We start from the raw sequence: 19,608 nt of genomic DNA on the forward strand, positions 1-19,608 counted from the left end.
GCCGCACCCACAAGGACCCCGTTCCATGAGCACCGATCAAATTGAGAACCCTATGGATTCTCAGGGCCTGCACCCCGATGCACCGCGCCACAAGTCACCCATCAAGTGGATGGCCCTGGTGGCGCTGTCCTTGGTGTCGCTGACCACATATGCCATGTGGGACCAAGAAAAGATTTCCATCAAAGCGTCGGTCACCATTCCGCCCTTAAGCGCTTCGGCCCAGCGTGGGCGCGCCATTTTCGCCACCGCCTGCCAGGAATGCCACGGCGTCGACGGTGCCGGTGGTTCGCGCAAGGGCCAGCCCTTGATCCATCCCATGTACCGGGATAATCAATTTCCCGACTTCGTCTTTAAGAAGTCGATTCGCGATGGCAAGCGGGAAAAGAATTGGCGTTTTGGCCCGATGCCCGCCATTGACACGCTCACCGAACAGCAAATCGATGAGGTCACCGAATTTGTCCGCGCCGTGCAAAACGCCAGCGGCATCGATTAAGACAGCGCCTTAAAATGAGGTTCCAAAAAGCAACCGCACCGTCCCCGGGCATGAGGCGGTGCGGTCTTAGTGCTGAACGCCATCCTTTGGGGCTATATAAAAGATGGCATTCATTTCAACTTCGACCCATCCCCCCCGGAATGGGGTGAAGTTGAAGGGAACAAGCAAATCGGCTTGCGCCTTATCTGCTCACCCATAGTTGTATCATTTTTTAAGGCACACACAAAGCTTTGTTTCGCCATCATGAAGAAGAACGGCAACATCCACATCTAAAAAGTGCGCATTAATTTATCCACATGACACGGCTAGAAACGAAAACCTAAACCGGCTTTCGCGCCTTCAGCGCCGCGCTTAGCGTACCTTCATCCAGGTAGTCCAATTCCCCGCCCACGGGAACGCCATGGGCCAACCCGGAAATAATGACGTTAGCATCCTTCAAGCGATCGGCGATGTAATGCGCCGTGGTCTGACCATCGACGGTGGCGTTGGTGGCCAAGATCACCTCTTTGACCTCTTCGCTCGCCGCGCGTTCGACCAAACCGCCCACATTCAGATCTTCCGGTCCAATGCCGTCCAAAGCCGACAGGGTGCCGCCCAGCACATGGTACAGACCGCGAAACCCCACCACCCGCTCCATGGCCCACAAATCACCGATATCTTCGACCACGCAAATTTGGCTGCGGTCACGTTTAGTGCCAGCGCAGATGGTACAGGGGTCAACCGTGTCGATGTTGTTGCACACGGAACACGTTTTGACGTTATCAGCAGCTTCACGCAGGGCGCGCGCCAACGGTTCCATTAATGATTCGCGGCGTTTGAGCATGTGCAGGGCCGCACGACGCGCCGAACGCGGGCCGAGCCCCGGCACTTTGGCCAGCAACTGGATCAGAGCCTCAATACCACCCAATCCCACTTCTCGTGTGAATTCGCGTCCAACTTCCATAACGGCGTCTCTCCGATCCTCAGAACGGCAATTTAAAGCCCGGCGGCAACGGCAACCCACCGGTCATTTCAGCGACTTTTTCTTGCTTAAAAACATCGATTTTCTGTTTGGCATCGTTGATCGCCGCGGCTACCAGGTCTTCCAACATTTCCGGATCGGACGGGTCGATCAGGGCCGGATCAATGCTCACGCCCCGTACATCGAATTTTCCGTTCACGCGCACGACCACCAAGCCGCCACCGGACACGCCCTCGACTTCATGGGCTTCCATTTCTTCTTGCATTTCGCTCATGCGGGTCTGCATTTGCTGCGCTTGTTTCATCATCTGGCCGAGGTTCTTCATAGGGACTCCGTTATCCACAGGGGGGTGGTGAAAATGTGTACATTGACACTGGTACAGTCTTGCGTCCGTGTATAGCATTCACGCATGCAACACCAAAGCTTGTTTGTCTTCGATATCGAAACCGTGCCCGACACCGACGCCGTGCCCAATCTGGTCGGCGGCGACATTGGTCCGGACCGGGCTGAGCGCCGCGCCGCCCTGGAAGCTTACCACTTGGACATCACGGACGGCAAAAACGCCTTTCCCCGCCAGCCTTTTCACAAGGTCGTGGCGGTGAGCTTTTTGTCCGCCGAAATCGAAGTCGATGGCCGTCATGAGAGCTATTTTCTCAAAGAATTGCGCTCCGGCGGCACCGCTGATAGTCCCGAATGTGACTTGGTCGGCGGATTTTATCAATTTATCGACCGCAAACACCCCCGTCTGGTCAGCTACAACGGGCGCGGCTTTGATTTGCCGGTGCTGCGCCACCGCGCCATGGTGTGCGGGGTGACGGCGGGCGGCTATCACGACACGTCGAACAAATGGGAAAATTACACATCGCGCTACGCCCTGGATTGGCATTGTGACTTGCAAGAAGCCCTCACTGATTTCGGCGCGGCCAGTCGCGGTTTAAAACTCAATGAAATTTGCGCGGTGCTGGGCTTTCCCGGCAAATTCGGCGTCGATGGCTCGCAAGTGGCGCCTATGTATGACGAAGGTCGAGTCCCGGAAATCCGCGATTACTGTGAAACCGACGTGCTCAACACCTACTTGGTCTATCTGCGCTATCAACTGACCCGGGGCCGCGTCAGCAAAGACGGCTACAACCGTGCCGTCGCCGATGTTATCGCCTTGATCGAAGCCGAACGCGAAGCCCGTCCGCATTTAGGCGCATTTCTCGAAGCGTGGGGCGAAGCGGCGGGCAATCGGTTCTTGCTTGATTAGGTCCTGACCCTAGTCCGTGTCCGTGTAAACAGCACATTGATTGCGTCCGGCGTGTTTGGCGGCATACAGCGCGCTATCGGCCATCTCGACCAAGTCGTCTTTATTCATATTCTGCACCGGGACCAACGAGGCGATGCCGATGCTGACGGTCACGTATGCGCTCACGCTCGATTGTTTGTGCTCAATCTGTAAGCCCTGGACCGCCTTCAGCAAATGCATTGCGGACTTTTCAGCCCCGCTCAAGTCGGTGTTGGGCAGCAAAACTACAAACTCTTCTCCGCCGTACCGGGCGACAAATTCTCCCGCGCGCACAAAGTCCTTTTCCATCGCTTGGGCAATCTTTATCAAGCACTTATCACCCGTGCGATGACCATATTCATCGTTGTATAGCTTAAAGAAATCCACATCGACAAAAAGCAGAGACACCGGATATGCCCCGCGGATGGCGCGGCGCCATTCCTCACCAATGCGGTCATCAAAAGCGCGTCTGTTCCTCAACTTTGTGAGCGAATCATGGGATGATAACTCTAGGGCATAATTCAAATGCCCGAGTTGACGATAAGAAAAAAACGCCAGAGCGATGATAAAGAGCACGCCCACACCGACCATAATGCTGATTTGTATCGCGCTTTGCAGCCAATTGATCAAAATGGAATCGTGGGTTACGGTGACAATGCTGAGCAAGGGATATTTATCGCTCGCGTAAAATCCGGCAACGCGCAAGGTGGAATCGTATGGGCTTTTGGTGGTTTTCAAATACCCTGCCCTTTGGCCCATCATTTTCCGAAAGCCCGCATGATCTTGAATGGACTTTTTGAAGAATGATTCCGCCATCGGATAACGATAGACCCCCCAACCGTCCGAGCGGATAATCGTGACCGTTCCACCGGGCGGAAGCTCCAGAGAACCGTAGATGTGGTCGAAGTGACGGAGCTTCAAATGTATGCCGATGATGCCCAGGAACGTCCCTGACGGATCTTCAAGCCTTTTGGTGAGAAAAATAACCCGTTCTTGGGTTATTTTTGAATAATCGGGCTGACTGATGTGCAGCTCATAACTTGGATGATCGCGATGATAGACAAAAAAATCACGCTCTGCGGCGTTAAGCTTTGGGGTCGGATACGTCACGCTGTTCGCAACGACTGAGCCGTCCGGGCCAAGAATAAACAGATGAGCGAAGCTCGGCACTTCGCCACCCCCCTGCATAATCTGATGTTGGTGCTCGAGGACTTTGTGAATGTGTTGGGCATCGGAAAAGGCGTCAAGACGATGCAGATCAAGATCCTTAATAAGGTTTGACAAAACCGTGTCAGCCAATGCCAACGTGGAATCCGCTTCTTTGCTGAGCACCATAGCCAACGATTGCATGGTCTTTGCCGCGTTAACAATTTCTTGCTTACGGTCATCGGTAATCACCATCACCGTCCCGGTCGTCACCCCAACAAAAATAAAGAGCATAAGGCCCAGCAAAGAGAACCGAAGCTTGGTGATCAATTGAGTGCTGTAACCCGTCACAAGTGCTTCTCCGACGTTTTGTTGGACGCAAGTCATTAAACACGATTGTCAGACGAAGACAAAACGTAATCATTCCATCTAGATACATCAGATAAATCAAATGAACGCGAACCAGGACCTCTCCCGTCTTGCCGCCCGGTTCTTTCACCCGCACACCTACACCCATCGCATTGCGTGAATAATTATTTGACATAAATCAAAGGTTGTGGTGACGTTAAACCTATCCGCCGGGGAGAGGATCGTTCAAACACGCGATCTCGGAGGATTTCATGACCACCATCAGCGACATCACCATCACCACAGATGGCACCAAACCACCCGCAAATATCTGCGTGACGGTCAACTGCACCATCGACGCCACTGGCAACAACAGCACACCGCAGGTGTTTTTCCCGGCCCAAAGCTTGGGCACGGATATGACCAACACGCCGGGCACTCAAACTTGGACGGCATCCGACACACAAATGTATGACGGTGAAGAACAAACCATCACCATCATCTGCAATGATGTTGAGGTCAGCCACACCTTCTCGTTTTAAGGCCCAATTTAAGTTTGCGACACAAAACGGCCTCCCCCGCGTCTTTAACAAACACAAGACTTTAAAGCGATTGGGAGGCCGTTATGTCTCATATCAGCATCGAATACATCATTACGTTGCCGCAAAACGAAGACGCCATTTATGAAGGGTTTACCGTGTTGGGGGTGACCGAAGGCGGCTCTGAAAACGTCAACGTCTACTTCGAAATCCCCGAAAACGGCGTGATGTCGGCAAATTTGCCCACGGTTTCGGACGAAGACGGCCATTGGCGGGCGGTTTTTCACGGAAAATTTCGCCCCGGCACCGAAGTCACCGCTTATGCCCGGGGCCATGACGCGGCCTTGGCCCACATCACCAAAATCCTGTGAAGCGTCCGAAAGCACGCAGAGCGTTCTAAACGTCGCTCTGCTCTTCCTCTTCGATTAAGTCGATCACATCGGTCAGCGGTTCCAGCACCGCAGAAATGTCTTTGACTGAGGCGATTTGGGCACCGGGAAAGGCCTCCAAGACTTTTTGCACCAAGGGATCGCGCGCCGCATTTACCTTTTCAGCAGCGATTTCAGCTTGTTCTTGTTGCTGCAAGGTCGGCTGGCCGGGGGCGTTGGACACCGTCACCACCCAGCGCCGTCCGGTGTGGTCGTTGAGCATTTTTGACAACCGCTGCGCCAAATCGCCGGGGGCGTGGTCGCCTGGGTGATATTCCATTTTACCGGGGCGGAAACTCACCAGGTGCACATTGGAAATCAAGTTGGCGTGCAAAATCATTTCGCCTAAGGATTCTGCCAACTCGACCACATGCTCAAAGGTTTGTGGATCGGGCAGTTGCAGTTCTGAAACGCTCAAAACTTGCGGTTCGGCTTGCGTTTGTGCACCTCCAGAACGCCCGGAATGCCCAGAAAGCATTGAGGTTGGGCTGTGAGTCACCGTTGGCGCACCGCTCGTGGTGCCCACGGCGGATCCGCTCATCGTGCCGCCACGGGATGTTCCACCACCGCCACCCTGAGGCGCCGCACCAAACCCAGGCGCATTTACCGGGGGGGGCGCGTCTTGCAATTGTTTTAAGGCATCGGCAGGGCTGGGAAGCTCCAGGCCAAACATCAAGCGCACCAAAATCATTTCCGCCGCCTGCAAGGCGCTGGGGGCGGAGCGCACTTCGCTCAACCCTTTCAACAGCATTTGCCAGGCCCGGGTCAACGCCGCCATGCTTAAGCCACCGGCCATCTCCGTGCCGCGGGTGCGTTCCATTTCGGCGACCCCGGGGGCTTCCGCCGCGCTGGGGGTGACCTTAATGCGGGTCAACCAATGCACCAATTCCAGCATGTCTTCCAGCACCTGGGCGGGGTCGGCGCCGCTGTCGTATTGGGACGCCAAAATGCCCAACGCCACTTCGACATCGCCCTTCATCACGGCGTCCAGCAAATCAAAGGTGCGCGCCCGGTCCGCCAAGCCCAACATATCGCGCACGGCGTCTTCACCCACTTCGCCTTGCGTGTGGGCGATGGCTTGGTCCAGCAACGACAAACCGTCACGTACCGAGCCGTCGGCGGCGCGTGAAATCAGCGACAGTGCGCCCTCAGAAACGCTGGCCCCTTCTTTTTCGACGATGCCTTTGAAGTGTGCGGACAAGGTGTCCATATCGATGCGACGCAGATCAAACCGCTGACAACGCGACAGCACCGTCACCGGGACCTTACGAATTTCGGTGGTGGCGAAGATGAATTTAACGTGCTCGGGCGGCTCTTCCAGCGTCTTCAACAGGGCGTTGAAGGCGTTCTTCGACAGCATGTGCACTTCATCGATGATGTAGACTTTGTAGCGTGCTGAAACCGGTTTGTAGCGCACCCCTTCGATGATTTCGCGGATATCATCGACGCCGGTTCTGGACGCGGCGTCCATTTCCATCACATCGACGTGCCTGTCTTCGGCAATGGCCGTGCAGTTTTGGCACACCCCGCACGGCTCAGCGGTTTCGCCGCCTTGACCATCCGCACCGATGCAGTTGAGCGCGCGCGCAATGATCCGCGCGGTGGTGGTCTTGCCCACGCCCCGCACCCCGGTCAACATAAAGGCATGTGCGAGTCGACCCGATTGAATGGCATTGGTCAAGGTGCGCACCAGGGCGTTTTGACCGATCAGGGTGTGAAAGTCGGTGGGGCGGTATTTGCGCGCAAGGACCCGGTATTCTTCAACCGGGGCATCTGTCTTCGTTACGTTTGACATATCGAAACAGCCCAGCCCCTGATGTGCGCTTACCCAAAAAAAGAGGTGGGAGACCGGCAGCGACCCGTAGCGAAACTCGTTACGGCTGCTTCCTTCCGGACCTGACCGGGTTGGCGAGAACTTCGTCCGCGCCGATCTCCCGGGCGGAGTATATCAAGGCGACCCGGCCCCTGCAAAGCCCATCGCAAAGTTTATTTTCCCCCATAAAAAATGGCGAAAAATGACTAAATATCAATGCATTGAAAGAATGAGGGAAAATTATTTCGCGGCCAAACCGACGCGCGGCTCGACAATATGGAAGACCCCGGCGGTCAACTGACCGGGAATCAGCGCAAATCCGCTGTCAAACATTTCGTATCGGCCTTCCCAAACCGGAACAAAACGCAAGGTGACGGTGCTGCGGGGCGCAATGCGCACGCCGTTCACGCACCCCATAGCCGGAGCATTGTCGCCAATTTGCACACTTTTGAGTGCGATGCCTTGTTTCATAAAGCTTGGCGCCCAAAGGCTGTGGGAAGACGGATCGGCGTTGGTGATGACCAGGGTATAAGGACGCCCTTGTTCAAAAGACATCACCATCGGGCGGTAATTGTTGTCGACAATCCGCACCCGGTTAGGTTGGACGGTGTCCCAATCGACTTTTTCGATGATGTCCGCGCTGTCGCTCAAACAGTCTTCCAAAAACGCCGTGGATTGGCTGGCTGAGAATGTGGAGCACCCAGAAACCGCCAGCCCTGCCAGCAAGGCAACCGCACCCGTGCCCGGAATCCCAGGGATTCCGGAGGTCAGACGGCGCACAGCACTCAGGCTCAAAAACGGCAAATTCATAGATATTTCAAACAACCTAACCAAACGCCCACACCCCATACGGGGCCAGAATCAAGGAAAATCAAGGATCATCATAGATTCGTCATTACACTAACAGGCACACGCCGTTCGTCCAAGCCGGAAAAGGCGCAAGCCATACAATTTATCAACCGTGTCTTAAGGCCTGTCCGTCCCACACAAACGCAACGCTCACTTCATTTTGCGTTCGGCCAAAACCCTTAACGCTTCGCGGCCTTTGTTATGCAGGTCTTCCATCACACCTTCTTTGCGCAGGTGAGCCTTCAGATCCAACAACGCGCCCAGCAACGTTGCGTCATCAAGGGTGTTAAAACCCGTCATCCGCAGCAATTTCAACGGATCTTGAGACGGATCCATGTTTTGAAACGCCAATTTGTCTTGTTCACGCTTAAGCATGCCGACAATTTCCCATTCGAAAAAATTTATGCTCGGGTCGTCTTTACGACCGCAACGCCTCCCCTGAAATAGAGCCATCCTCTGCCCGAATGCAAGAAGAAAGCTGGGGGCGGGGCCTAAATTAACGCCCCTTAGCCAATCTCATCGCGCGCCACGGCTGCAGGATAGGTGCCCATAATTTTCACTTCATGGGTGAAAAAATGCAGTTCTTTGAAAGCCAGTTGCATGGCCCGCTCGTCGGGATGACCTTCGACCTCGGCGTAAAACTGCGCGGCCTGGAAGCTGCCGTCGATGATATAGCTTTCCAGCTTGGTCATGTTCACCCCATTGGTGGCAAAACCGCCAAGCGCTTTGTACAAGGCCGCCGGAATGCTTTGCACCCGAAACACAAAGCTGGTCACGACTTTGCCTTCGCCGAGAGGCGGCATCACCGCGTCGTTGGCCATGATGAGAAAACGCGTGGTGTTGTGTTCGGCATCTTCAATGTTGGCGCGCAGGTCTTCCAGGCCATAAATTTCACCCGCCAGCTTGGACGCGATGGCCCCTTGGCTGGGGTCGCCCAAATCGCGAATCATATGCGCCGCGCCCGCCGTGTCGGCATGAACCACCGGCTTCAGGCCCAGTTCCTTAATCACCGTGCGACATTGGTTGAGCGCATGCACGTGGCTGTGCACATGGGTCAAGTCTTCGACCTTCGAGCCTTTGACGGCCAACAGATGGTGATCGATGCGTTGAAAGTGCTCGCCAATGATATGCAGGCCGGAATTGGGTAAAAGGTGGTGAATGTCCGCCACCCGTCCTGCGACCGAATTGTCGATGGGGATCATCGCCAAACGCGCTTTGCCCCCCCGCACAGCCGCAAAGGCGTCTTCAAACGTGTAGCACGCCAGGGTCTCCATATTTGGATACACGGCGCGGCACGCCATGTCCGAATTGGCCCCCGGTTCTCCTTGAAAGGCGATGATGTTTTCACTGCTCATAGCTTGCTCTCTTTCGCCTTCAAAATGATTCTGGCGCGCTCTAAATCTTCGGGTGTATCCACGCCGAACGGGACGGTGTCTACACGCACCGCATCAATACGCATTCCGTTTTCAAGGGCGCGCAGCTGCTCTAGCTTCTCGCGCATTTCCAAAATGCCCGGGGCCAAGCTGACAAAGCGTTCCAGGGCTGCGCGGCGATAGGCGTAGATGCCGATGTGATGATACAGCGGACCGTCGCCATAAGGCACCTGAGAGCGCGAAAAATACAACGCCCGGCCCATATCCTGGCCTTCTTTAAAACCCACCACAGCCTTCACCACGTTGGGGTTGGTGCGTTCTGCATCGTCTTCGATTTCGGCCACCAAGGTGGCGATGTCAACGGCCGGATCCATGAGCGGGCGGACGCAGGCCTGCACCACCAAGGGGTCCAACACCGGCAAATCGCCTTGCAGATTGACGATGGCGTCATGATCGCCCTTTGGATCGACGCTTTGCAGGGCCTCAAAAATCCGATCCGATCCCGACGGGTGATTTGGGTCGGTCAGCACCGCGCGTCCGCCCGCCGCTTCGATCGCAGCTTTGATTTCCAGTTCCGCACAGGCCACGACGACCGGACCGATGGCGGCTTCTTCGGCGCGCCGCAACACGTGCACAATCATCGCCAGCCCGCCGATATCGGCCAAGGGCTTGCCCGGTAGTCGCGTAGACGCCATCCGCGCGGGAATGATCACGATGGGATTCAACATCAAAATGCACCTGCAAATCTATACTTTTCAAACGGGTCTATGTCGCGCCCCCACACGAGACCATATCCGTCGGCCCCATTCAAGGCCCCGCTTTTAAGGCCTTATAAGACGCCAAGGCTATCCTTGTCATGCATTGTCTTACCATTGCGATGCAAGCACACTTGCGTGTACAGTCATAAACGCCTTTCCTCACGTTCAAGGACACATTTTTTCATGTTCAGAGACCTGATTGCTGCCATCCTCTTCACCATCGCCGCATTGGCGGTCATCAATTTTGTGGGGGACTTCGCCTTTACGACGACGCAGACTCAAAATGAAGAGCGAACGATGGAAGCTTCAGCCCCGGAACCCGAAGCTGAAGCTCAGCCTGCTGCTGAAGCCCAACCCGATGCAGAAGCCCAGACTGCTGTTGTGCCCGAAAGCCCTGCGGAACCGGAACCCGCCGCCGTAGAGGCTCCGGCCCCCCAAGCCTCGGCCTTAGAGGGCGATGCTGACAAAGGCCACAGCCTATTTCGTAAAAAATGCATGGTCTGCCACACCATCGCCAAGGGCGACAAAGACCGCACGGGCCCCAATTTATGGTCAATTGTGGGCCGCGAGCGGGCCAGTTCCAAGACCTTCAATTATTCAAATACCCTGAAAATGCGCGGAGGAACCTGGAACGAAGCGGACATCAGTTCCTTCATTGCCGGTCCGCGCAGTTTTATTCCCGACACCAAAATGACCTTTGCCGGGCTTAAAAACGCTGAAGACCGTGCCGATATCATCGCTTATTTAAAGACCCAAACGGATTGACCCTTCCATGACTGAATTTTCTGACTTTAAGGACTTGGCCGTCCGTCTGGCCGATGCCGCGCGCCCTGAAATTTTAAGCCGCTTTCGCACCGGCATCGCCATTGATGCCAAGTCAGATGCCTCGCCGGTGACCGAAGCCGACCGCACCGCGGAACGGGTCATGCGCACGCTGATCAATGAACGCTTTCCCAGCCACGGCATCTTGGGCGAAGAATATGGCAGCGAAAACATCGACGCCGAATACGTCTGGGTGCTGGACCCCATCGACGGCACCAATTCGTTTGTCACTGGCAAGCCGTTGTTCGGCACGCTGATCGCGCTGTGTCAAAACGGTGTGCCCATTGTCGGCCTGATCGACGCGCCGGGGGTCGATGAACGGTGGATCGGCGTCAAAGGTCAAGCGACTTTGCACAATGGCCAAGCGGTCACCACGCGCCGCCTCAAAGCCTTGGACCAAGCCTGGCTTTACGCCACCACGCCAGCCATGTTCGTGGGTGAAAACAAGGCCGCATTCGAACGACTGTCGGCCAGCGTCTGGCGCACGGTGTACGGCGGCGATTGTTATGCCTACGGTCTTCTGGCGTCCGGTCATGTGGATTTGGTTTGCGAAGCCAGCCTGGGAACCTACGACTTTGCCGCTTTGGTGCCGGTTATCGAAGGAGCGGGCGGCATCATCACAGATTGGCACGGTGCGCCGTTAACGTTACAAAGTGAAGGGCGCGTGCTTGCGGCTGGTGACAAAAGTCAGCATCAAGTCGCGCTTAAACAGCTCAAAAGGTAGTCCTCTCCACCCCCCAGATTAAGAAAACCTGATAAAGAAAAGACGTGACGAATTCACTTCCCCCCACCTGCAATTCGGAACTGTTGCGCGCCATATCCAATATGGTGGGCGTGCTCAAAGAAGGACGCCTCATTGACATCAATCCCGCCGGAGTCTCTATGTTGGGGGCAGACACTCCAGACGCCGTCTTGGGCCATGAACTGGCCGAATTCATACACGCCGACTATGCTGACTTGATTGCACTCGGCATCGATGCCTTTGCCGAAGAAGAAACCGGCGTACCGCTGAAGCTACGCCCCATAAACGCCATGCCCATCGACGTGTTGATGCTGGTGCGCGAACTGACGCAAATCCCCGATGACCAGGGCGTGCCGTCTTACATGGTGGAATGTCGCGACATCTCCAATTACATCCGCGCCTCCGAAGATGCCCGCAGACGTGAGCAACGGCTCGCCAATGTGCTGGGTACGGTGCGCGACGCCATCATCACCATTGATCAAAAAGGCAATGTACAATCCATCAACGCGGCCGGAGAACGCATGTTTGGCTACCCCAAAAACCAAGTCTTGGGGCAAAATGTCAAGATGCTGATGCCCAGCCACTACGCCGATCACCATGACCACCACCTTCACGCCTATGTCACCCAAGGCAATGCTCTCAGCCTTGAAAATTCGCGAGAACTCGAAGGCCAGCACGCCAACGGCGCGGTTTTCCCCATTGAACTGACGGTCACCGAAATGAAGGAAGGCAATCAGCGGCTGTTTACCGGCGTTATCCGCGACATCACTGAGCGCAAAAAAGCCCAAGACAAAATCAAGCACATGGCGCACCACGATGCCCTGACCCAACTGCCCAACCGCAATCTGTATATCGAACGCGTTGAACGCGCGATTGTCCGGGCCGAACGCTCCGGCAAGCCTTTGGCCATATTGTTTGTCGATTTGGACAAATTCAAACCCATCAATGATGAACTGGGTCACGAAGCGGGTGATGCCGTGCTGAAAGCGGTGGCGGAACGGATGCTGACCTGTGTGCGCTTGTCAGACACCGTGGCGCGCTTTGGCGGTGACGAATTCGTCGCCATCTTGGAAAACTTGGACCATGCCGACAGCGCTGCCGTGGTGGCGCAAAAAGTCATCTCTCGATTGCTCGAACCCATCCCGGTGGCCGATGGAAAACTAGCTTCTGTCGGGGCCTCAATTGGCATCAGCATTTTTCCCGAAGACGGCAAAACTCTGGACGAACTGGCCCATGCGGCAGACCAAGCCATGTATGCGGTCAAAGAAAGCGGACGCAATAACTTCAAATTTTACAGAGAAGTCAAATCAAAGTCCGCCTAAAATCCGTAACAACTCCTTGATCCGGCCACAATCAACGGGCACATTCAACCGATTAAGCCCACGAACTGAGCCCGCAAACTTAAGTACGTAAACTGGCACCATTTTATCGGAAGCTTCCATGCTGAACTTGAAGACCGCCACCCTTTTGACAGCCGCCGTGCTCTTAAGCCCGATTTTTACAGCGCCCAAAAGCTTGGCCGAAGACACCAAGCCCGTCCACGCCTCCGCCCCCATGCGTATGCACGCCATCGCCATGCACGGGGCACCGAAGTACGGCCCGGACTTCACCCACTTTGACTACGTCAATCCCAACGCCCCCATAGGCGGCACCATCCGCCAGGGCAGCCAGGGCAGCTTTGACAGTTTCAACGGATTTATTTCCAAGGGCGAAGTTGTGGACGGCATCGGCAACATTTACGACAGCTTACTGTCGCCTTCCGCCGATGAAGCCTTTACCGAATACGGCCTGTTGGCCGAAAGCCTGGAAGTGCCCGAAGACCGTTCATGGATCACCTTTCACCTGCGCCCCCAAGCCAAGTGGCACGACGGCCAACCGATCACTGCGGACGACGTCAAATGGACATTCGAAACCTTGATCGCCAAAGGCGCTCCCAGCTTTCGCTATTATTACGCCGATGTGGACAAAGTGGAGGCGCTGGACCCGCTCTCCGTCAAGTTCACTTTCAAGAGCAACGAAAACCGCGAACTGCCGTTGATTCTGGGTCAGATGGCGATTTTACCCAAACACTACTGGGCCACCCGCGACTTCGAAAAAACCACCTTGGAGCCGCCCTTGGGATCGGGACCTTACAAGGTCGGCACATTTGAAACGGGACGCTCCATCACCTATGATCGTGTCCCCGATTATTGGGGTCGCGATTTGGCGGTCAATGTTGGGCAGAATAACTTTGCCGAACTGCGTTACGAATATTTTCGCGACGCCTCCATTTTGGTCGAAGCCTTTAAAGGGGGCGCGATTGATTTTCGCAACGAAAACACATCCAAAATCTGGGCCACATCCTATGACATGCCCGAAGTTAAAAACGGTCAGCTGATCAAAGAAACCGTCAGCCATCATCGTCCCCAAGGCATGCAAGGTTTTGTGTTCAACACCCGCCGCGACATGTTCAAAGACCCCCGCGTACGCAGCGCACTGGGCTATGCTTTGGATTTTGAATGGTCCAACAAAAATCTGTTTTATGGGCAGTACACTCGCACCCGCAGCTATTTCGACAACTCCGAATTGGCAGCAACCGGATTACCCGGTGCCGACGAATTGAAGATATTGGACCCTTACCGGGGCAGCATCCCCGACGAAGTCTTCACCAAAGAATACCACCCGCCCACCACCAACGGCGATGGCCGCATTCGCGACAATCTCAGAGCCGCCGATTTGTTATTGAAGGACGCGGGCTGGGTGATCCAGGACAAACGTCGGGTGAACGAAAAAACCGGCGAAGTTTTCTCGTTTGAAATCATTTTGATCCAACCCGCATTCGAACGCATCGTTTTACCGTTCACCAAAAACCTGGAACGGTTGGGCATCGACGCCCGTGTGCGCACCATCGACACCGCGCAATATATTGAACGCATCCGCAGCTTTGATTTTGACATGATGGTGTCCAGCTGGGGACAGTCCATGTCGCCAGGCAATGAGCAGTTGGGTTTTTGGGGTTCCGCCGCCGCCGATACCGAGGGCAGCAGCAACTATGCCGGCATCAAAGATCCGGTGGTGGATGACTTGGTGAAAAAAATCATTGCCGCGCCGGACCGGGAATCCCTGGTCACGCGTGTGCATGCCCTGGACCGGGTGTTGCAGTGGGGATACTACGTCATTCCCCATTGGCATATTCCTTATGATCGGCTGATCTATTGGAACAAATTCACCCGCCCCGAAACAGTGCCCATGAAGGGTACCCAGATTGGCACGTGGTGGTACGATGAAGCGAAAGCCGCCAAACTCAACACCTCTCGTGGTCAGTAAATCAGGAAACGATTAAACCCTCATGTTCGCCTATATCCTGCGCCGCTTAAGCCTGGTCATTCCGACATTGTTCGGAATTATGGTGGTGAACTTTGTCGTCATTCAGGCCGCCCCCGGTGGCCCGGTGGAACAAATGATCGCGCAAATTCAAGGCATCGATGTAGGGGCCACGGCGCGCATCAGCGGATCGAACCAGGGCGAAGTCAGCGGCGCCAAGCCGTCTTCCCAGGGGGTTGGCCAAGGCAGTGGGCAAAATAGCCAAAGCAAATACCGAGGCGCCCAAGGCCTGGACCCTGAATTCATCAAGAGCATCGAAAAGATGTACGGCTTTGACAAGCCCGCCTATGAACGCTTTTGGATGATGATGAAAAACTACGTCACCTTCGATTTTGGCGAGAGCTATTTTCGCGACCGCAAGGTGATCGATTTGGTGTTGGACAAAATGCCCGTGTCGATTTCTCTGGGTCTGTGGACCACGCTATTGGTCTATCTGATTTCCATACCGCTGGGCATCATGAAGGCGGTCAAGGACGGATCGCGTTTTGATGTGGCGACGTCCAGCGTGATCATCGTCGGCAATGCCATTCCCAGTTTTTTATTCGCCATCTTGTTGGTCATCGTGTTTGCCGGTGGGCGTTATCTCAACTGGTTTCCCTTGCGCGGATTGACGTCGGAAAACTGGGCCGAGCTTTCGACCTTTCAACAAATCACGGATTACCTGTGGCACATGGTGTTGCCGGTGGGCGCGTTGGTGATCGGCGGCTTTGCCAGCCTTGCCATGCTGACGAAAAATTCATTTTTGGAAGAGATCAACAAACAATACGTGATGACCGCACGGGCCAAGGGCTTGAGCGAAAACCGCATCATGTACCGCCACGTTTTTCGCAACGCCATGTTGATTGTCATCGCCGGATTTCCCAGCGCCTTCATCAGCATTTTATTCACCGGATCATTGTTGATCGAAGTGATTTTTTCGCTCGATGGATTGGGCCTGTTGGGGTTTGAAGCGGCCATCAAACGCGATTATCCGGTGATGTTTGCATCCATGTATTTTTTCACTTTGCTGGGTCTGATCATGGGCATCATCGGCGACGTGATGTATCACGTCATCGATCCGCGCATCGACTTTGAAAAGGTGGAGCGGTGAGCATGGATCAACCTCCCCCAACCTTTTGCGGTCTGCGCATTTCGCCCATCAACCGACGCCGCATCGACAACTTCAAAGCCAACCGACGCGGCTATTGGTCGCTGTGGATTTTTTTGACTTTGTTCATCGCCAGCTTAGGTGCCGAGTTGATCGCCAACGATCGCCCCATCTTGGTGCAATATAATAATGAATATTATGTCCCCATTTTGCTTGATTACCCCGAAACCACCTTTGGCGGCTTTCTCGAAACGCCGACGGAATATTCCGATCCCGACATCCAGGACATGATTCGCGAACAAGGTTGGATCTTGTGGCCGATCGTTCATTTTTCCTACGACACCGTCAACTACGCCTTGGACCAACCCGCCCCCAGCCCGCCCAGTTTGAACAATTATTTAGGGACCGACGACCAAGGCCGCGACGTGGCGGCACGGTTGATTTACGGCTTTCGCATTTCGGTGCTGTTCGGCTTGATCTTGACCATTGTCAGTTCCGCCATCGGCATTGCGGCGGGGGCTGTGCAAGGCTACTTCGGTGGTCTCACGGATTTGTTGTTTCAGCGCTTCATGGAAATTTGGTCGGGTCTGCCGATGCTTTATTTGCTGATCATCATGGCGTCCATTGTCGAGCCGAATTTCTGGTGGCTGTTGGGCATCATGTTGATGTTCAGTTGGATGGGCTTGGTCGGTGTGGTGCGGGCTGAGTTTCTCAAAACCCGCAACTTCGATTATGTCCGCGCCGCACGCGCGTTGGGCGTTTCCAACGCCACCATCATGCGCCGCCACATCCTGCCCAACGCCATGGTCGCGACCATCACGTTTTTGCCGTTCATCACGTCGGCATCCATCACCACTTTAACCGCGTTGGATTTTTTGGGCTTTGGTCTGCCGCCGGGCTCAGCATCGTTGGGGGAATTGCTCAACCAAGGCAAAGCCAATTTGCACGCGCCGTGGTTGGGACTGACGGCCTTTTTCATCATCTCCATTATGTTGACGTTGCTGGTATTTGTCGGCGAAGCGGTGCGTGATGCCTTTGATCCGCGAAAGGTGTTTCGCGCATGAGCCACCTTCTCCACGTTAAAAATTTGTCGGTCACATTCGGCTCCGGCCCCAGTGCCGTTGAAGCCGTGCGCGGCGTGTCGTTTCACATCGACAAAGGCGAAACCGTGGCCTTGGTCGGCGAAAGCGGATCGGGTAAATCGGTCAGTGCCTTGTCGATCATGCAACTGCTGCCTTATCCCTTGGCGCATCACCCCACAGGCTCGGTTTTGTTTAAGGGCGAAGAGCTGATGGGCGCACCCGGCCCCGTCATGCGGGCGTTGCGGGGCGAAGACATTTCGATGGTGTTTCAAGAACCGCTCACCAGCCTCAATCCGCTGCATCCCATTGGCCAGCAAATCGCGGAAGCCATCACCATCCATCATTCCAGAACGCCCGCCCAAGTGGCCGCACGGGTGGATGAACTGATGCATCTGGTGGGCTTGGAAGGGCAAATACCCAGGCTGAAAAACCTGCCCCATGAATTTTCTGGCGGCCAGCAACAACGCATCATGATCGCCATGGCCTTGGCCAATGAGCCCGACTTGCTGATTGCCGACGAACCCACCACTGCGGTGGACGTCACCATCCAGGCGCAGCTGTTAAAACTGCTGGCCGATTTACAAGCCAAGATGGGCTTGGGCATTTTGTTCATCACCCATGATTTGGGCATCGTGCGCCGCATCGCGGATCGGGCCTATGTGATGCAAAACGGCGTGTTGGTTGAGCACGGCGAGACAAAAACGATTTTCAACGCTCCGCAGCACCCCTACACCCAGCGCCTGTTGGCGTCCGAACCCAAGGGCCGACCCGACCCAGCAGAGGCGGACGCGCCCGAAATCATGGCCGCCGATGATCTTAAAGTTTGGTTCCCCATTCAAAAGGGCTTCATCCGCCGCACCATCGGCCACGTCAAAGCCGTGGACGGTGTTGATCTGGCGGTCAAGCGTGGCCACACGTTGGGGATCGTCGGCGAAAGCGGATCGGGCAAATCGACTTTGGCCCGCGCCTTGGTGCGCTTGGAGCTTTCCAGCGGCGCCATTCGCTTTAAGGACCAAGCCATCGACCGTCTTTCCGCCAAAGCCGTACGCCCCTTGCGCAAGCAAATGCAGATCGTCTTTCAAGACCCGTTTGGATCGTTAAGCCCACGCATGTCGGTGGAACAAATCATCGGTGAAGGGTTGGCGGTGCACGGTCTGGCGTCTACCGAAGACGAACGCCGAGCCTTGGTCGGCGACGTGCTGAACGAGGTGGGCTTGAGCCCCCAAATGATGGATCGCTACCCCCACGAATTTTCCGGCGGGCAGCGCCAGCGCATTTCCATCGCCCGCGCCTTGGTGCTGAAGCCCGAACTGATCGTGCTGGACGAGCCCACCAGCGCGCTCGACGTGTCGGTACAGGCACAGATCGTCGAATTGCTGCGTGCTTTACAAAAAAAGCACACCTTGACCTATCTGTTCATCAGCCACGATCTCAAAGTCGTGCGCGCCTTGGCCCATGACGTGATGGTCATGCAACGGGGCAAAGTGGTCGAACATGGCCCCGCCGAGCAAATTTTCGACAACCCCTTAAAGCCCTATACCCAAGCCCTGATGCGCGCCGCGTTCAACATTGACGCCGAAGGCGATGGAGACTTGACACCATGAACGTTGTGTTTATCAGTGCGGACAACCCCAAACCCTGGCTCCAAGCCTTGCGCCGTCATTTGCCTGAGGCCGACGTGTTGGTGTGGGGCCAAGACGACCTGGACCCCGCCAGCATCGATTACGCCTTGGTGTGGAAGCCCGAACCAGGGTTGTTGACGCGCTTTACCAACTTGAAAGGCATCTTCAATTTAGGCGCCGGTGTGGATGCGTTGCTGCAAGACCAAACCCTGCCCCGCCATGTGCCGCTGGTGCGCTTGGTCGATCCGCTGTTGAGTTCCGGCATGGTCGAATATTGCGTCCACTGGGTTTTGCATTTCCATCGCGACATGCACGTCTATGCCCGCCAGCAGCGCGCGCAAGCGTGGACTCAGCACGCCAACGCCAACACCAAAAACCGGGCGGTGGGTATCTTGGGTTTGGGCGAGTTGGGCCAAAACGTCGCCCACGCCCTGTTGCTGCTGGGCTTTGAAAACCTGGCCGGGTGGAGCCGCACCGCCAAAGAACTGCCCGGCGTCACCAGTTACGCCGGACAAGACCAGCTTGAAGCGTTTTTACAGCGCACGGAAATTTTGCTGTGTCTGCTGCCCCTAAGCGACGCCACCCGCAGCCTGATCAACACGGATACCCTGTCCCACCTGCCCCAAGGCGCATTTTTCATCAACGCCGGACGCGGACCGTTGGTGGTCGATGAAGATTTAATCGACGCGCTCACCAGCGGCCACATATCCGCCGCCGCGCTGGACGTGTTTAACACCGAACCGCTGCCCCAAGAGCATCCCTACTGGAGCATGGACAACGTCTTCGTCACGCCGCACGTCGCCAGCCTCACCACACCGATGTCAGCCAGTGAAGTGATCGCCGAAGCACTCAGGGACTTAGAAGACGGCAAAACGCCCGACAACTTGGTAGATTTCACCCAAGGCTATTAGGCTG

At 55.5% G+C, this 19,608-nt stretch carries 21 protein-coding genes and 1 other RNA gene; 13 read left to right on the plus strand and 9 right to left on the minus strand.

Annotated elements, in window-relative coordinates:
• Window positions 1–25 precede the first annotated feature (25 nt).
• The gene (locus BEN30_RS02420) at window positions 26–493 is read left to right on the plus strand and encodes a c-type cytochrome (RefSeq protein WP_084004926.1); all 468 of its coding nucleotides are present in this window, start codon (window positions 26–28) and stop codon (window positions 491–493) included.
• A gap of 69 nt (window positions 494–562) precedes the next feature.
• The gene (locus tag BEN30_RS02425) at window positions 563–766 is read left to right on the plus strand and encodes a hypothetical protein (protein ID WP_069956731.1); all 204 of its coding nucleotides are present in this window, start codon (window positions 563–565) and stop codon (window positions 764–766) included.
• 46 nt (window positions 767–812) lie between these two features.
• Here the strand turns inward: BEN30_RS02425 and recR are convergent, their stop codons facing one another.
• Together recR and BEN30_RS02435 are read right to left on the minus strand one after the other, a co-directional pair.
• Window positions 813–1,436, minus strand: coding sequence for a recombination mediator RecR (recR, locus tag BEN30_RS02430; protein ID WP_069956732.1), 624 nt, complete (start codon window positions 1,434–1,436; stop codon window positions 813–815).
• Window positions 1,437–1,455: 19 nt separating this feature from the next.
• Window positions 1,456–1,779: a YbaB/EbfC family nucleoid-associated protein gene (locus BEN30_RS02435; RefSeq protein WP_069956733.1), complete on the minus strand. Its 324-nt coding sequence runs from the start codon at window positions 1,777–1,779 to the stop codon at window positions 1,456–1,458.
• Window positions 1,780–1,863: 84 nt separating this feature from the next.
• Between BEN30_RS02435 and BEN30_RS02440 the strand changes: the two genes are divergently transcribed.
• A complete protein-coding gene (locus BEN30_RS02440) occupies window positions 1,864–2,703 on the plus strand; it encodes a 3'-5' exonuclease (RefSeq protein WP_069956734.1) in 840 nt (279 codons plus the stop codon).
• A gap of 9 nt (window positions 2,704–2,712) precedes the next feature.
• On the opposite strand, the gene BEN30_RS02445 is transcribed toward BEN30_RS02440, so the two are convergent.
• On the minus strand, window positions 2,713–4,218 hold the full coding sequence (locus tag BEN30_RS02445; protein WP_170826935.1) for a sensor domain-containing diguanylate cyclase: 1,506 nt from the start codon (window positions 4,216–4,218) through the stop codon (window positions 2,713–2,715).
• Window positions 4,219–4,487: 269 nt separating this feature from the next.
• On the opposite strand from BEN30_RS02445, the gene BEN30_RS02450 reads away from it, so the two are divergent.
• A complete protein-coding gene (locus BEN30_RS02450) occupies window positions 4,488–4,757 on the plus strand; it encodes a hypothetical protein (protein ID WP_069956736.1) in 270 nt (89 codons plus the stop codon).
• An 83-nt stretch (window positions 4,758–4,840) separates the two neighbouring features.
• Window positions 4,841–5,125, plus strand: a complete 285-nt coding sequence (locus BEN30_RS02455) for a hypothetical protein (protein ID WP_069956737.1) — start codon at window positions 4,841–4,843, stop codon at window positions 5,123–5,125.
• A gap of 25 nt (window positions 5,126–5,150) precedes the next feature.
• Here BEN30_RS02455 and BEN30_RS02460 read toward each other — a convergent pair whose 3' ends face one another.
• The 6 genes from BEN30_RS02460 to BEN30_RS02485 all read right to left on the minus strand — a co-directional run bounded on the left by BEN30_RS02460 (window position 5,151) and on the right by BEN30_RS02485 (window position 9,951).
• Entirely contained in the window at window positions 5,151–6,977 is a 1,827-nt protein-coding gene (locus BEN30_RS02460) for a DNA polymerase III subunit gamma/tau (protein WP_069956738.1), read from the minus strand.
• A gap of 42 nt (window positions 6,978–7,019) precedes the next feature.
• Window positions 7,020–7,120: signal recognition particle sRNA small type (gene ffs, locus BEN30_RS02465), an RNA gene on the minus strand.
• 115 nt (window positions 7,121–7,235) lie between these two features.
• Window positions 7,236–7,805: a cupredoxin domain-containing protein gene (locus BEN30_RS02470; protein ID WP_069956739.1), complete on the minus strand. Its 570-nt coding sequence runs from the start codon at window positions 7,803–7,805 to the stop codon at window positions 7,236–7,238.
• Window positions 7,806–7,994: 189 nt separating this feature from the next.
• Entirely contained in the window at window positions 7,995–8,219 is a 225-nt protein-coding gene (locus BEN30_RS02475; protein ID WP_069956740.1) for a conjugal transfer protein TraD, read from the minus strand.
• Window positions 8,220–8,350: 131 nt separating this feature from the next.
• Window positions 8,351–9,199, minus strand: coding sequence for a prephenate dehydratase (locus tag BEN30_RS02480; RefSeq protein WP_069956741.1), 849 nt, complete (start codon window positions 9,197–9,199; stop codon window positions 8,351–8,353).
• Complete coding sequence (locus BEN30_RS02485; RefSeq protein WP_139134804.1) at window positions 9,196–9,951, minus strand: 3-deoxy-manno-octulosonate cytidylyltransferase; 756 nt, start codon at window positions 9,949–9,951, stop codon at window positions 9,196–9,198. The genes BEN30_RS02480 and BEN30_RS02485 overlap by 4 nt, the downstream gene beginning before the upstream one ends.
• Window positions 9,952–10,158: 207 nt before the next feature.
• Here BEN30_RS02485 and BEN30_RS17660 point away from each other — a divergent pair, with 207 nt between their 5' ends.
• The 8 genes from BEN30_RS17660 to BEN30_RS02525 all read left to right on the plus strand — a co-directional run bounded on the left by BEN30_RS17660 (window position 10,159) and on the right by BEN30_RS02525 (window position 19,604).
• Window positions 10,159–10,740, plus strand: coding sequence for a c-type cytochrome (locus BEN30_RS17660; RefSeq protein ID WP_170826936.1), 582 nt, complete (start codon window positions 10,159–10,161; stop codon window positions 10,738–10,740).
• Window positions 10,741–10,747: 7 nt separating this feature from the next.
• Complete coding sequence (gene hisN, locus BEN30_RS02495; protein WP_069956743.1) at window positions 10,748–11,521, plus strand: histidinol-phosphatase; 774 nt, start codon at window positions 10,748–10,750, stop codon at window positions 11,519–11,521.
• Between the two features lie 44 nt (window positions 11,522–11,565).
• Window positions 11,566–12,861, plus strand: coding sequence for a diguanylate cyclase domain-containing protein (locus tag BEN30_RS02500; protein WP_069956744.1), 1,296 nt, complete (start codon window positions 11,566–11,568; stop codon window positions 12,859–12,861).
• A gap of 118 nt (window positions 12,862–12,979) precedes the next feature.
• On the plus strand, window positions 12,980–14,845 hold the full coding sequence (locus BEN30_RS02505) for an extracellular solute-binding protein (protein WP_084004930.1): 1,866 nt from the start codon (window positions 12,980–12,982) through the stop codon (window positions 14,843–14,845).
• A 22-nt stretch (window positions 14,846–14,867) separates the two neighbouring features.
• Window positions 14,868–15,992: a microcin C ABC transporter permease YejB gene (locus BEN30_RS02510; RefSeq protein WP_069956745.1), complete on the plus strand. Its 1,125-nt coding sequence runs from the start codon at window positions 14,868–14,870 to the stop codon at window positions 15,990–15,992.
• A 2-nt stretch (window positions 15,993–15,994) separates the two neighbouring features.
• Entirely contained in the window at window positions 15,995–17,053 is a 1,059-nt protein-coding gene (locus tag BEN30_RS02515) for an ABC transporter permease (protein ID WP_069956746.1), read from the plus strand.
• Window positions 17,050–18,675 carry an ABC transporter ATP-binding protein gene (locus BEN30_RS02520; RefSeq protein ID WP_069956747.1) on the plus strand — a complete coding sequence of 542 codons (1,626 nt, stop codon included), beginning with the start codon at window positions 17,050–17,052 and terminating at the stop codon, window positions 18,673–18,675. The genes BEN30_RS02515 and BEN30_RS02520 overlap by 4 nt, the downstream gene beginning before the upstream one ends.
• Window positions 18,672–19,604, plus strand: a complete 933-nt coding sequence (locus BEN30_RS02525; protein WP_069956748.1) for a 2-hydroxyacid dehydrogenase — start codon at window positions 18,672–18,674, stop codon at window positions 19,602–19,604. The genes BEN30_RS02520 and BEN30_RS02525 overlap by 4 nt, the downstream gene beginning before the upstream one ends.
• Window positions 19,605–19,608: the final 4 nt, after the last annotated feature.

This window comes from Magnetovibrio blakemorei, assembly GCF_001746755.1.
Taxonomy (GTDB): domain Bacteria; phylum Pseudomonadota; class Alphaproteobacteria; order Rhodospirillales; family Magnetovibrionaceae; genus Magnetovibrio; species Magnetovibrio blakemorei.

What these genes read in the sequence shown, in the direction of transcription:
- BEN30_RS02420 (WP_084004926.1), top strand. Translation starts at nt 26, where the DNA reads ATGAGCACCGATCAAATTGAGAACCCTATGGATTCTCAGGGCCTGCAC.
- BEN30_RS17660 (WP_170826936.1), top strand. Translation starts at nt 10,159, where the DNA reads ATGTTCAGAGACCTGATTGCTGCCATCCTCTTCACCATCGCCGCATTG.
- BEN30_RS02475 (WP_069956740.1), bottom strand. Translation starts at nt 8,219, where the DNA reads ATGCTTAAGCGTGAACAAGACAAATTGGCGTTTCAAAACATGGATCCG.
- BEN30_RS02450 (WP_069956736.1), top strand. Translation starts at nt 4,488, where the DNA reads ATGACCACCATCAGCGACATCACCATCACCACAGATGGCACCAAACCA.
- recR (WP_069956732.1), bottom strand. Translation starts at nt 1,436, where the DNA reads ATGGAAGTTGGACGCGAATTCACACGAGAAGTGGGATTGGGTGGTATT.
- BEN30_RS02515 (WP_069956746.1), top strand. Translation starts at nt 15,995, where the DNA reads ATGGATCAACCTCCCCCAACCTTTTGCGGTCTGCGCATTTCGCCCATC.
- BEN30_RS02470 (WP_069956739.1), bottom strand. Translation starts at nt 7,805, where the DNA reads ATGAATTTGCCGTTTTTGAGCCTGAGTGCTGTGCGCCGTCTGACCTCC.
- BEN30_RS02435 (WP_069956733.1), bottom strand. Translation starts at nt 1,779, where the DNA reads ATGAAGAACCTCGGCCAGATGATGAAACAAGCGCAGCAAATGCAGACC.
- BEN30_RS02440 (WP_069956734.1), top strand. Translation starts at nt 1,864, where the DNA reads ATGCAACACCAAAGCTTGTTTGTCTTCGATATCGAAACCGTGCCCGAC.
- BEN30_RS02480 (WP_069956741.1), bottom strand. Translation starts at nt 9,199, where the DNA reads ATGAGCAGTGAAAACATCATCGCCTTTCAAGGAGAACCGGGGGCCAAT.
- BEN30_RS02520 (WP_069956747.1), top strand. Translation starts at nt 17,050, where the DNA reads ATGAGCCACCTTCTCCACGTTAAAAATTTGTCGGTCACATTCGGCTCC.
- hisN (WP_069956743.1), top strand. Translation starts at nt 10,748, where the DNA reads ATGACTGAATTTTCTGACTTTAAGGACTTGGCCGTCCGTCTGGCCGAT.
- BEN30_RS02505 (WP_084004930.1), top strand. Translation starts at nt 12,980, where the DNA reads ATGCTGAACTTGAAGACCGCCACCCTTTTGACAGCCGCCGTGCTCTTA.
- BEN30_RS02455 (WP_069956737.1), top strand. Translation starts at nt 4,841, where the DNA reads ATGTCTCATATCAGCATCGAATACATCATTACGTTGCCGCAAAACGAA.
- BEN30_RS02525 (WP_069956748.1), top strand. Translation starts at nt 18,672, where the DNA reads ATGAACGTTGTGTTTATCAGTGCGGACAACCCCAAACCCTGGCTCCAA.
- BEN30_RS02510 (WP_069956745.1), top strand. Translation starts at nt 14,868, where the DNA reads ATGTTCGCCTATATCCTGCGCCGCTTAAGCCTGGTCATTCCGACATTG.
- BEN30_RS02460 (WP_069956738.1), bottom strand. Translation starts at nt 6,977, where the DNA reads ATGTCAAACGTAACGAAGACAGATGCCCCGGTTGAAGAATACCGGGTC.